This window comes from Nocardioides sp. TRM66260-LWL (assembly GCF_020075545.1).
Lineage (GTDB): Bacteria > Actinomycetota > Actinomycetes > Propionibacteriales > Nocardioidaceae > Nocardioides.
In genome coordinates this window covers 262,018-274,178 of sequence record NZ_JAIQZK010000001.1, presented here as the reverse complement: position 1 = coordinate 274,178, position 12,161 = coordinate 262,018, and the positions used below count along the sequence as shown (strand labels likewise).

Annotated in this window: 10 protein-coding genes and 2 tRNA genes; 3 read left to right on the top strand and 9 right to left on the bottom strand. The window is 73.7% G+C overall.

All coding sequences use genetic code 11. From position 1 onward, the window contains the following. Nucleotide 1 precedes the first annotated feature (1 nt). Nucleotides 2-607 (bottom strand): 3-isopropylmalate dehydratase small subunit, encoded by a 606-nt coding sequence (leuD, locus tag K8Z61_RS01350; protein WP_224126271.1) that lies wholly within the window; start codon nucleotides 605-607, stop codon nucleotides 2-4. Between the two features lies 1 nt (nucleotide 608). Beyond that, a complete protein-coding gene (gene leuC / locus K8Z61_RS01345; RefSeq protein WP_224126270.1) occupies nucleotides 609-2,033 on the bottom strand; it encodes a 3-isopropylmalate dehydratase large subunit in 1,425 nt (474 codons plus the stop codon). Nucleotides 2,034-2,223: 190 nt separating this feature from the next. On the opposite strand from leuC, the gene K8Z61_RS01340 reads away from it, so the two are divergent. Next, nucleotides 2,224-2,946, top strand: coding sequence for an IclR family transcriptional regulator (locus K8Z61_RS01340; RefSeq protein ID WP_224126269.1), 723 nt, complete (start codon nucleotides 2,224-2,226; stop codon nucleotides 2,944-2,946). A gap of 133 nt (nucleotides 2,947-3,079) precedes the next feature. Here K8Z61_RS01340 and K8Z61_RS18725 read toward each other — a convergent pair whose 3' ends face one another. Together K8Z61_RS18725 and K8Z61_RS01325 are read right to left on the bottom strand one after the other, a co-directional pair. Further along, nucleotides 3,080-3,583: a methylated-DNA--[protein]-cysteine S-methyltransferase gene (locus tag K8Z61_RS18725; RefSeq protein ID WP_263430386.1), complete on the bottom strand. Its 504-nt coding sequence runs from the start codon at nucleotides 3,581-3,583 to the stop codon at nucleotides 3,080-3,082. A 1-nt stretch (nucleotide 3,584) separates the two neighbouring features. Continuing rightward, a complete protein-coding gene (locus K8Z61_RS01325) occupies nucleotides 3,585-5,198 on the bottom strand; it encodes a DNA-3-methyladenine glycosylase 2 family protein (RefSeq protein WP_224126268.1) in 1,614 nt (537 codons plus the stop codon). Nucleotides 5,199-5,357: 159 nt separating this feature from the next. Here K8Z61_RS01325 and K8Z61_RS01320 point away from each other — a divergent pair, with 159 nt between their 5' ends. Together K8Z61_RS01320 and K8Z61_RS01315 are read left to right on the top strand one after the other, a co-directional pair. Then, entirely contained in the window at nucleotides 5,358-6,563 is a 1,206-nt protein-coding gene (locus K8Z61_RS01320; RefSeq protein WP_224126267.1) for an LCP family protein, read from the top strand. A 116-nt stretch (nucleotides 6,564-6,679) separates the two neighbouring features. Next, a complete protein-coding gene (locus K8Z61_RS01315) occupies nucleotides 6,680-8,302 on the top strand; it encodes an MXAN_6640 family putative metalloprotease (protein ID WP_224126266.1) in 1,623 nt (540 codons plus the stop codon). 88 nt (nucleotides 8,303-8,390) lie between these two features. On the opposite strand, the gene K8Z61_RS01310 is transcribed toward K8Z61_RS01315, so the two are convergent. From K8Z61_RS01310 to K8Z61_RS01290, 5 genes are all read right to left on the bottom strand, one after another. Next, a tRNA-Glu gene (locus K8Z61_RS01310) sits at nucleotides 8,391-8,466 on the bottom strand. A 121-nt stretch (nucleotides 8,467-8,587) separates the two neighbouring features. Beyond that, nucleotides 8,588-8,659, bottom strand: a tRNA-Gln gene (locus K8Z61_RS01305). A gap of 55 nt (nucleotides 8,660-8,714) precedes the next feature. After that, nucleotides 8,715-9,677 (bottom strand): CPBP family intramembrane glutamic endopeptidase, encoded by a 963-nt coding sequence (locus K8Z61_RS01300; RefSeq protein ID WP_224126265.1) that lies wholly within the window; start codon nucleotides 9,675-9,677, stop codon nucleotides 8,715-8,717. 85 nt (nucleotides 9,678-9,762) lie between these two features. Beyond that, nucleotides 9,763-11,205 (bottom strand): glutamate--tRNA ligase, encoded by a 1,443-nt coding sequence (gene gltX, locus K8Z61_RS01295; protein ID WP_224127561.1) that lies wholly within the window; start codon nucleotides 11,203-11,205, stop codon nucleotides 9,763-9,765. A gap of 41 nt (nucleotides 11,206-11,246) precedes the next feature. Next, nucleotides 11,247-12,056, bottom strand: coding sequence for a fumarylacetoacetate hydrolase family protein (locus K8Z61_RS01290; protein WP_224126264.1), 810 nt, complete (start codon nucleotides 12,054-12,056; stop codon nucleotides 11,247-11,249). Nucleotides 12,057-12,161: the final 105 nt, after the last annotated feature.

The following is a 12,161-nucleotide window of genomic DNA, read 5'->3' as shown; positions in this document are numbered from 1 at the left end:
CTCAGGCCCGCTGGGTGACCGGCTTCCAGGCCGGGCGGCCGCTCTCGTAGGCGGCGATGTCGTCGGCGTGGCCCAGGGTGATGCCGATGTCGTCGAGCCCCTCGAGCAGGCGCCAGCGGGTGTAGTCGTCGATGTCGAAGGAGTCCTCGATCGCCTCGGCGCCCTCGCCGGCGCGCACGGTGCGGGCCTCGAGGTCGACGGTGATCTCGGCGCCCGGGTTCGCCTCCAGGTGGTCCCAGAGCGCCTGGACGACCTTCTCGTCGACCTGCGCGGCGACCAGTCCGGCCTTGCCGGAGTTGCCCCGGAAGATGTCGGCGAAGCGGGAGGAGACGACGACCTTGAACCCGTAGTCCTGCAGCGCCCACACGGCGTGCTCGCGGGACGAGCCGGTGCCGAAGTCCGGGCCGGCGACCAGCACCGATCCCTGCGCGTAGGCGGGCTGGTTCAGGACGAAGGCGTCGTCGCCGCGCCAGGCGGCGAACAGGCCGTCCTCGAAGCCGGTGCGCGTGACCCGCTTGAGGTAGACCGCCGGGATGATCTGGTCGGTGTCGACGTTGCTGCGTCGCAGCGGCACGCCGACGCCGGTGTGGCTGGTGAACTTCTCCATGTCAGTTGCCTCCCTGGGACGCGACGGGCTCGAGGTCGGCCGGCGAGCTGAGCGTGCCCCGCACGGCGGTCGCGGCGGCGACCGGCACCGAGACCAGGTGCGTGCGACCGCCCTTGCCCTGGCGTCCCTCGAAGTTGCGGTTCGACGTCGACGCGCTGCGCTCGCCGGGCTCGAGGGTGTCGGGGTTCATGCCCAGGCACATCGAGCACCCGGCGCCGCGCCACTCGGCACCGGCGTCCTTGAACACCACGTCCAGGCCCTCCTGCTCGGCCTGGAGGCGCACGCGCACCGAGCCCGGCACGACGAGCAGCCGGGTGTCGGGGTCGACGGTGCGGCCCTTGATCACCGCGGCGGCCGTGCGGAGGTCCTCGATCCGGCCGTTGGTGCACGAGCCGATGAAGACGGTGTCGACCTTCACCTCGCGCAGCGGGGTGCCGGCCTCCAGGCCCATGTAGGCGAGCGCCTTCTCCGCGGCGACGCGGTCCTGCTCGTCCTCGAAGTCCTCCGGCGACGGCACGCTCGCGCCCAGCGGCACGCCCTGGCCCGGGTTGGTGCCCCAGGTGACGAACGGCGTCATCGTCGAGGCGTCGAGCACGATCTCCTCGTCGAAGACCGCGTCGTCGTCGGTGACGAGCGTGCGCCAGTGCGCGACGGCGGCGTCCCACTGCTCGCCCTGCGGCGCCTCGGGGCGGCCCTCGATGTAGTCGAAGGTGGTCTGGTCGGGGGCGATGAGGCCGGCCTTCGCGCCCCACTCGATGCTCATGTTGCACACCGTCATGCGGCCCTCCATCGAGAGCTCGCGGATCGCCTGGCCGCGGTACTCGACGATGTAGCCCTGACCGCCGCCGGTGCCGGTGTGGGCGATGAGGGTCAGGACGAGGTCCTTGGCCGTGACGCCCTCCGGGAGGCTGCCGTTCACGGTGACCGCCATGGTCTTGGGCCGGGCCTGGGGCAGCGTCTGGGTGGCGAGCACGTGCTCGACCTCCGAGGTGCCGATGCCGAAGGCGATCGCGCCGAAGGCGCCGTGGGTGGAGGTGTGGCTGTCGCCGCACACGATCGTCATGCCGGGCTGGGTCAGGCCGAGCTGCGGGCCGACGACGTGCACGATGCCCTGCTCCACGTCGCCGAGGGAGTGCAGGCGGACGCCGAACTCCTCGGCGTTGCGGCGCAGCGTCTCGACCTGGGTGCGGGAGACCGGGTCGGCGATCGGCTTGTCCCAGTCGACCGTCGGGACGTTGTGGTCCTCGGTGGCCAGGGTGAGGTCGGGACGACGCACCGTGCGGCCGGCGAGCCGCAGCCCGTCGAACGCCTGCGGCGAGGTGACCTCGTGGATGAGGTGCAGGTCGATGTAGAGCAGGTCGGGCTCCCCCTCGGTGGAGCGGACGACGTGCTCGTCCCAGACCTTCTCCGCCAGGGTCTTGCCCATGACGCACTCCTTCGTGAGCTGGTGGATGGGGTGAGGCGAGCGTACGCCGCCCATCCCGCAGAATGAGACTCGGATCTCGGATCCTGGACGAACTCGCCTTGCCGGGCCGCCGACGTCCGGAGATGATGCGGGCACTGAGGCGCGCGTCACATCGCTTGCATCCCATGATCCGAGACGCGAGTATTGCCATATGGACAGCAGTGGAGTCGGCGTTCTCGACAAGGCAGCCCTCGTCCTCACCGCCCTCGAGTCCGGGCCCGCCACGCTCGCGGGGCTCGTGACGGCGACCGGCCTGGCCCGTCCGACCGCGCACCGGCTCGCGGTGGCGCTCGAGCACCACCGCCTGGTCGCCCGCGACATGCAGGGACGCTTCGTGCTCGGCCCCCGCCTCGCCGAGCTGTCCGCCGCCGCCGGCGAGGACCGCCTGCTGGCGACCGCGGGCCCCGTGCTGGCCCGTCTGCGCGACATCACCGGCGAGTCCGCCCAGCTGTGGCGCCGCCAGGGCGACCACCGCGTGTGCGTCGCCGCCGCCGAGCGTCCCTCGGGCCTGCGCGACACCATCCCCGTCGGCTCCCAGCTGACGATGCGCGCGGGCTCCGCCGCGCAGATCCTGCTGGCCTGGGAGGACCCCGACCGGCTGCACCGCGGGCTGCAGAACGCCGCGTTCTCCGCCGCCGCGCTGTCCGGCATCCGCCGCCGCGGCTGGGCCCAGTCGGTCGGCGAGCGCGAGCAGGGCGTCGCCTCGGTCTCCGCGCCGGTGCGCTCCCCCAGCGGCAAGGTGATCGCCGCCGTGTCCGTCTCCGGCCCCCTCGAGCGGCTCTCCCGCCAGCCCGGCCGCATGCACGCCCCCGCCGTGCTCGCCGCCGCTGAGCGACTCTCGGAGTCGCTGCGTCGGGCTGCTGCGGAGGGCTGAGGCGGCGGGGCGGCCTGCGTCGGTTTCCCCGGTCGACCGGGGAAACCGATCGATGTCGGGCGAAACTTCGGCCGACATCGATCGACTTCGCCCGTCCTGAGTGACACGCGTGGCGGACGGGACGGGCTCGTCCTCAGAGCGGCAGCGCGCCCTGCTCGAGGTCGAGCAGGATCCGCTTGCGCTCCAGGCCGCCGGCGTAGCCGGTGAGGGTGCCGTTGGCGCCGATCACGCGATGGCACGGGACGACGATGGGCAGCGGGTTGCGTCCGTTCGCCAGTCCTACGGCGCGGGACGCAGCGGGCGTCAGGCCGATCGCGCGGGCGATCTCGCCGTAGGTGGCGGTGGCGCCGAAGCCGATCCGGCGCAGCGCCGCCCACACCCGGTGCTGGAACTCGGTGCCGAGCGGCGCGAGCGGCAGGTCGAAGTCGTGCCGCTCGCCGGCGAAGTACGCCGCCAGCTGGGCGGCGGCCTCGGCCAGCACCGGAGCGTCGGCGCCGTCCTCGAGCCGGTCGACGGCTCCGCCTGCGGGGCTGTGGGCGAGGTCGTCGGCGTCCAGGAACCGGAGGGCGACGAGCGCGTCGCCCTCGGCGACCAGCCGCAGCGGCCCGACGGGGCTCTCGATGGTCAGGGCGGGCATGTCAGGGCTCCTCGGGTGACGGGACGGACGGGACGGGCGGGGCCGGCTCCGCGGCCGTGAGCGGCACCGGGACGCCCTCGAGCGCCTGCTGCCACAGGTGCGCGAGCGCGTAGGTGCGCCACGGACGCCAGGGCTCGGCGCGGGCCACGGTGCCGGCGACGTCGCGCGGGCCGTCGATCGCACCCGCCCGCGCCAGCACCCGGCGCACGGCGAGATCGCCGGGCAGCCAGACGTCGGGGTCGCCGAGCGCGCGCAGGGCGACGTAGTCGGCCGTCCACGGCCCGACGCCGGGCAGCGCGAGCAGCGCGGTGCGGACCTCGGCTCGGTCGGCGCCGCGGTCCAGCGCCACCTCGCCCCGGGCGCAGGCGTCGGCGATCGCCACGAGCGCGCGTGCCCGGGCGCGGGGCAGCGGGAGCGCGCGGGGTCCCTCGGTCGCCGCGGCGTCCAGCGACGCGAGCACGTCCGGACGCGGGAACAGGTGGGTCAGGCCCGGCACCGAGGAGCGCAGCGGCAGGCCGTGGGCGGCGACGATCCGGCCGGTGACCGTGCGCGCGCCGGCCAGGCTCACCTGCTGTCCGACGACCGCGCGCACCGCGAGCTCGGGGCCGTCGACCTGACCGGGCATCCGCAGACCGGGCGTCGCCTCGACGGAGGCGGCGAGCAGCGGATCGGCGCCGAGGTGGGCGTCGACGGCCACCGGGTCGGCGTCCGCGTCCAGCAGGCGTCGCGTGCGCTCCAGCGCCGCGGCGGTGTCGCGCAGGTCGGCGAGCTCCAGAGTGACGTCGAGGTGCCCGACGCCGGGCTCGCGACCGACGGCGCCGAGCAGCGGCGCGAAGTCGACCCGCACCGTGCCGGGGCCGTGCGGCAGATCGAGCGTGCGGGCGTACCAGTCCGCTCCGGCCGCCTCCACGCCCGTGACGGCGTGCAGCGCCAGGAAGGCGTGGCACTCGCGGGCCGCGTAGGGCGTGCGCACCGCGAGCCGCAGCCGCAGCGGCGTCAGGGCGCCCGCGGCACCCTCGACGCCGGAGGTCCGCCCCGGCCCGGCGCCCGCCGCCCGCTCGCGCAGGGCCGTCGGCGTGCACGCGTGCACCTCGCGGACGGTGTCGTTGAACTGGCGCACGCTGGCGAACCCGGCGGCGAAGGCCACCTCGGCGCACGGCAGCGTCGTCGTCTCGAGCAGGATCCGCGCCACCTGCGCGCGTTGCGCCCGAGCCAGGGCCAGGGGCGTGGCGCCGAGCTCGGCGGCGAGCAGCCGACCCAGGTGCCGCGGGGTGTAGCCGAGCCGCGCCGCGAGGCCGGGCACGCCGTCGCGATCGACGACGCCGTCGCCGATCAGCCGCATCGCGCGTCCGGCGACGTCGGCCGCGACGTCCCACGCGGGGCTCCCCGGGGTCGCGTCCGGGCGGCAGCGGCGGCAGGCGCGGTAGCCGGCGGACTGGGCGGCGGCCGCGGTCGGGTGGAAGGAGACGTTGCCCGCGGCGGGCGTGCGGGCCGGACACGACGGCCGGCAGTAGATGCCGGTGGTGCGCACCGCGGTGTAGAAGACGCCGTCGAAGCGACGGTCCCGCGAGCGGACGGCCGCGTAGCAGGCCGTGGGATCGAGGACCGGCGTCATGCGCCCATCCTCCCCCACGTCCCGAGACCCGGCTGGCGGGAATCGGACACGGCAGCGGCCCTGGAGCAAGAGCCGCCCGGGCACGGCCCGGGCACGGGACCGGGCACGGAGTACCCCGTCCGCTCACGGACATGCCCAGGGATTTGCGACGATGGGCCCGTGAGCCGTTCCCGAGCCAAGCGCCGCGCGCCCCGATCGCACCGTCACCTCGTGGTGCGGGTGATCCTGCTGTCGCAGCTGTGCCTGGCCCTGGTCACCGGGCTCACCGTCACGCTGGTCTACGACCACCTCAACGGCAGCCTGCAGAGCACCGATCTCAGCGGCGCCATCACCGTGAACCCCACCAAGGAGGCCGTCCAGGGGCCCCGGGAGCCGCTCAACGTGCTCGTCATGGGCTCCGACGACCGCAACTGCGACGGCTGCGGCATCGACAAGGAGGCCGGCGGCGGATCCGACACCACGATCCTCCTGCACGTCTCGGCCGACCGGAAGGAGGCCTACGGCGTCTCCATCCCCCGCGACACCCTCGTCACCCGACCCGACTGCAAGGGCAAGGACGGCCAGACCATCCCCGGCGGCGAGCTGCAGCAGTTCAACAGCGCCTACCTCCTCGGCGGGCCGGCCTGCACCATCTCGACGGTCGGCGCGATCACGGGCGTGCACATCGACCACTGGGTGGTGGTCAACTTCCGCGGCTTCCAGGAGATGGTCGACGCCGTCGACGGCGTGCAGGTCTGCATCCCCGAGGTGATCGACGACCGGCGCCGCGGCATCTTCTTCGAGGCCGGCACCCAGACCCTGCGCGGCCAGCAGGCCCTCGACTACGTGCGCGAGCGCCACAGCGTCGGCGACGGCTCGGACATCGGCCGGATGAAGCGCCAGCAGGCCTTCATCGCCTCGATGATCAACAAGGTCTTCTCGGCCGGCACGCTCACGCGTCCCGACCGGGTCTTCCACTTCGTCGACGCGGCGGTGCGCTCGCTGCAGGTCGACTCCGGGCTCGACAACATCGGCAAGCTCGTCGACCTCGCCCAGCAGTTCGGCGCCACCGGGCTGGGCGACATCCGCTTCGTCACCGCGCCCTTCGCGCCGTATCCGCAGGATCCCAACCGGCTCGTGCTCGCCCCCGACGCCGAGACCCTGTGGAAGCGGATGCGCCAGGACCAGCCGCTGCCCTCCAGCCTCTCGGCCGGCTCGATCAACGCGGCCCGGCCGCCGGGCGGCGGCACGTCGCCGTCGGCGTCCTCGAGCGCCTCGGGCTCCCCGAGCGGGTCTCCCAGCGGCTCGCCCAGCAGCAGCCCGTCGCCGTCGAAGAGCCCGAGCCCCGACGCCGCGGCCAACGCCCAGGTCGGCCTCTGCGCCTGAGCCGGACGTCCCGACGACGGGAGCCGGGAGCAGACGGACGCGCCGCCTCCTGCGATGCTGGGAGCACGGCGCCGGACCCGGCCGTCTCGGGGGTCCACCAGCTCGGAAGGATCCTCGTGCTCGGCTACCACCGACGATCCCGCACTCCCGTCCACCCGGCGAGGCGCACGGGTCGTCCCGTCCGCCTGACCGCCCTCGCGACCCTCGCGGCCGCCGCGCTGCCGCTGACGGCCGTGCTCGGCCCCGCCCCCGGCGCCTCCGCCGAGGCCGGAGCCGGCACGTCGCCCGCGGCCTCCGCCTCTGCTGCCCCCTCCGTGCAGCCCAGCGCCCGCACGCGGGCGGAGCGCACCCTGGCCGACGTGCAGCGACTGCTCGGCGGCGGCGCCCGCAGCGCCGCCCGCGCGCAGGTGGGCGCCTCCCCCGTCGTCCCGCAGGACGCCAGCCTGCTGCTGCGGGACCTCTGGCGGCAGCGATCGGCGCTGCCGGCCGCCCAGCGGGCCACGGCCGACGCGGTGCTCGCTCGGCCGAAGAGCACCCGGGTCACCTGCGGGGTCGTGTGCGTGCACTGGACCGCCACCGGCCCCGACCGCTCGACCCGCGCGTACGTCGACCGGGTGCTGACCGTCATGGGCACGGTCCGCGACGTCTACGCGCGCTCCGGCTACCGCCGTCCCCCGTCGGACGGTCGCGCCGGCGGCTCGAGCCTCTTCGACGTCTACCTGCTCGACCTCGGCGGCCAGGGTCTCTACGGCTTCTGCCAGCCCGAGAAGGTCGCGGCCGCGGGCACCCGCACCGCGACGTCGTACTGCGCGCTCGACAACGACTTCTCCAGCACGCAGTTCCCGAGCAACGACCAGGCCGACAACCTGCGGGTGACGGCCGCCCACGAGTACTTCCACGCCGTGCAGTACGCCTACGACTACGCCGAGGACCGCTGGCTGATGGAGTCGACGGCCGCCTGGGCCGAGGACGAGGTCTACACCGACGTCAACGACAACCGGCAGTACCTCGCGGCCAGCCAGCTGAAGTACCCCGACCGGAGCATCGACGACCTCTCGACGCCGTCGTGGGAGTACGGGGGCTGGATCTTCTTCCGCTACCTGACCGAGCGGTACCCGACCCGGCAGGGCTCGATGCCGCGGATCATGCGCCAGCTGTGGTCGGCGCTCGGCACGAACCGGGGCGAGGGCAAGCAGTACTCGGTGCAGGGCATCTCCACCGTGCTCGCCTCGCGCGGCGCCAGCCTCGCCACGGTCTACGCCGACTACGCCTTCGCGCTGCGCCACCCCTCGCTGTTCCGGGAGGGCGCCGGCTACACCCGCTACGAGGGCTTCGCGCGCTGGTCGCCGAGCGTGGCGGGCGACCTGACCGACACGGTCTCGGGGCCGTTCAAGCACCTCTCGAGCTCCTCGGGCCTGCTCAACGCGCGCTACGTGTCGTCGGGCAAGGACGTGCGGATCGACTTCGACCTGCCGCCCACCGCCGCCGGCTCGCGCGCGCTGGTCGACGTGCGTCGCGCCACCAGCCACCAGCTCGTCCGGGTGGCGCTGAACAGCAGCGGCGACGCCACCCTGACGGTGCCGACCTCCCAGGGGGGCGTCCGGACCATCGAGGTGATCGCGGTCAACGCGGGCGGCCGCTACGACTGCGACCAGGACACCGAGCTGTCCTGCGAGGGCGACTCGCTCGACGACGGCCAGGTGAAGATCACCTTCACCCCCGTGACGCCCCGCCGGTGACCCGCGCGTGACCTGTCCGTGAGCCCCCGGGGGGGCCCGAGAACGACGAAGGCCCGGCCGCTCCTGCGGCCGGGCCTTCGTGCTGGGCTGGTACCCCCGACCGGATTCGAACCGGCGCTACCGCCTTGAGAGGGCGGCGTGCTAGGCCGCTACACAACGGGGGCGTGAGCCTCGGGACCCGCTCTCGCGACTCCCTGACTGCCTGCGGAACTCTAGCGTCGGCCTTCGTTCACACAAAATCGCGACCTGCTTCGCTGGTGTTCGCCGAGGCGGGTCGCGATCGCGCTGGGGTACTAGGACTCGAACCTAGACTAACTGAACCAGAATCAGTCGTGCTGCCAATTACACCATACCCCATGGGGGTACCGGCTGAGCGAGGCTCGCGCCCCGTCGTCCGGACCGAGAGGGAACCTTACACGCGGCCCTCCGGGCCCACCAATTCGCCTGCCGGGGCCTCGATCGCGAGCTCCCGACGACGGGCCGCGGGCACCACGAGGGCCACGAAGACCAGCGACTGGGTGAGCGTCGTGGCCAGCGACCACCACGAGCCGCCGGTGGGCTGGAGCACCGTGGCCATGTCGCCGTAGAGCAGCGCGCCGCCGTACGCGAGGAAGTTGTTCAGCACGTGCATCGCGATGCCGGCCTCGAGCCCCCCGGTGCGCACGACCAGGTAGCCCGCGACCAGGCCGAAGGCCAGCCGGTCGACGAAGACCGGCGCGTCCTGGGCGCCGTGCGCGAGCGCGAACAGCACCGCCGGCAGCGTGATGGCGACCCATCGGCGGCCGAGCAGCGCCCCGAAGACCTGCGTCAGGTAGCCGCGGAACGCGTACTCCTCCCCCGCGGCCTGCAGCGGGGTGAGCAGCACGATGACGACCACGAAGCCGAGCGTCGTGCGGGTCAGGTCGTTGACCCCGCCGTCGCCGGCGACGGCGGCCGCGTCGCTCGGCACCAGCGCGCCGACCAGCACGGTGACGACGAGCGTCGCCGCCGCCAGCCCGGTGCAGGTGAGCATCCAGCGCCAGCGCAGCCGTCCGGCGACGCTGGCCACCCAGCCCGGCCCGAGGCCGTGCAGCACCCGGACGATCAACCACACCACGGGGATGGCGCTGGCCAGCCCGAGGTTGACGTAGGCGAGCCCGACCGGGCTCAGGTCGGTGGTAGACGAGAGCCGGTCGGCGGCCTCGGCCGGACCGACGCCGACGAACGCGTAGCCGGCCACGAAGGCCAGCAGGAGCACGAGCTGGACGACCAGCAGCACCGCCGCCAGGAGCGCGACGACGCCCAGGAGGGACCGCCACCACGCGGCGCGTCCGCGCCGCAGCAGGAGGTGGTACGGGAGGCCCGGTGCGGGTGTGACGACGGTCGACGTGCTCACGCCTCCAGCGTGCCAGCCGCCGGGTCGGGCCCCGGGACACGACCCGGGCGACGACCCCGAGCGGTGCGGCTGCGCGGCCGCGGGCTCAGGCGGTGGCGGAGGCCAGCCGGGCCAGCGAGCGCTCGCGACCGAGCAGCTCGAGGGACTCGAACAGCGGCGGGCTGACGCGGCGTCCGGTGACGGCCACGCGCACCGGGCCGAAGGCGACCCGGGGCTTGAGCCCGCGCTCCTCGACGAGGGCGCGCTGGAGGGCGTCCTGGATGGCCTCGGTGCTCCAGGTCGGCAGATCGGCGAGCGCGTCGTGGGAGGCGCGGACGATCTCGAGACCGGCGTCGTCGAGGAGCTTCTCGACGTCAGCGGGATCGCGGACGAGGTCGGCCTCGTCGACGAAGAGGAAGCCGAGCATGTCGGGCGCCTCGGCGAGCCGGTTGATCCGCTCGGCCACCAGCGGCATGGCCTGCTCGAGCAGCCGCGCGTCGGCGTCGGACACGGGATCGGAGACCACGCCGGCCGCCTGGAGGAACGGCAGCGCCCGTCGTCCGATCTCCTCGACGGAGAGCCGGCGCATGTGCGAGGCGTTGATGGCGTCGGCCTTCTTCAGGTCGAAGCGCGCGGGGTTCGGGTTGACGTCGCCGATCTCGAAGGCCTCGACCATCTCGTCGGTGGTGAAGACGTCGCGGTCGGCGGCGATCGACCAGCCGAGCAGCGCCATGTAGTTGAGCAGGCCCTCGGGCAGGTAGCCCTGGTCGCGGTAGGCCAGCGCGTTGGCCTCGGGGTCGCGCTTGGAGAGCTTCTTGTTGCCCTGGCCCATCACGTAGGGCAGGTGGCCGTAGGCCGGCGTCGTCTCGGCCACGCCGATCGCCTGAAGCGCGTCGAAGAGCGCGATCTGCCGCGGCGTCGAGGAGAGGAGGTCCTCGCCGCGGAGCACGTGGGTGATGGCCATCGTCGCGTCGTCGACCGGCGCGGTGAGGGTGTAGAGCGGGTCGCCGTTGGCGCGGCAGAGGGCGAAGTCGGGCACGTACCGCGTCTCGAAGGTGACCTCGCCGCGGACCAGGTCGTCCCAGGTGATCGAGCCCTCGGGCATGCGGAACCGGACGACGCTGGTGCGGCCCTCGGCCTCGAAGGCGGCGCGCTGCTCGGCGCTCAGCTCGCGGCAGAAGCCGTCGTACCCGACGACCTTCGAGCCGGACTCCTTGCGGCGGGCCTCGACCTCGTCGGGGGTGCAGAAGCAGTCGTAGGTGTACGAGGACCCAGCGAGCCTGGCGAGGACGTCGGCGTACAGCTCGCCGCGCTCGGACTGCCGGTACGGGCCGTACGGGCCGCCGACCTCGACGCCCTCGTCCCACTGCAGGCCCAGCCAGCCGAAGAGCTCGAGGATGCCGCGGTAGGACTCCTCGGTGTTGCGCTCCTTGTCGGTGTCCTCGATGCGCAGCACGAAGGTGCCGCCGTGGTGGCGCGCGAAGGCCCAGTTGTAGAGCGCGGTGCGCACCAGGCCGACGTGCGGGCTGCCGGTCGGCGAGGGCGCCATGCGGACGCGGACATGACGGTCGCTCGTGGTCACGGGATCGTTCACCTTGCCTTGACGTGGTTCGTGAGGGTGCCGAGACCGGCGATCGAGACCTCCACCTCGTCGCCGACCTGCATCGGGCCGACGCCCTCGGGCGTGCCGGTGAGCAGGACGTCTCCGGGCAGCAGCGTCATGACGCTGCTGACGTGGGCGATGAGCGTGGGGACGTCGAAGATCATGTCGGCGGTGGAGGCGTCCTGGACGACGTCGCCGTTGAGGTGGGTCTGCAGGCGCACGCCGTCGACGAAGTGCTGCGGGTCGAGATCGGTCTCGATCCAGGGGCCGAGCGGGCAGAAGGTGTCGAAGCCCTTGGCGCGCGTCCACTGGCCGTCGGAGCGCTGGAGGTCGCGGGCGGTGACGTCGTTGGCGATGGTGTAGCCGTGGATGACGTCGGTGGCCTGCTCGACCGGCACGTCGCGGCAGATGCGCCCGATGACGACGGCCAGCTCGCCCTCGTAGTGGAGGTCCTGGGTCTGGCGCGGGTAGGCGATGGCGTCGTCGGGGCCGATCACGCTGGTGTTGGGCTTGAGGAACATCAGCGGCTCGGCGGGCACGTCGCTGCCGAGCTCGGCGGCGTGGGCGGCGTAGTTGCGGCCGATCGCCACCACCTTGCTGCGCGGCAGCACCGGCGCCAGCAGCCGGACGTCGGCGAGCCGGTGCTGCTGCTCGAGCAGCCGGACGCCGACGTAGAGCGGGTCGCCGGCGAGCGCCACGACGACGGCGTCGGGCTCGGGCTGGCCGTACTCGTCGAGGTCGCCGGCCAGCACGCCGTACTGGGGGTCCTCGCCGGTGGTGAAGCGGACGATGCGCACGGCGTCGACCCTAGCGAGGGGGGCGGGCGGGGCCGTAGTCGCGGGGGCCCGGGGAGCTTCGGCGGTCGACCGCCGAAGCTTCGGCGGCTGGCCGCCGAAACCGTC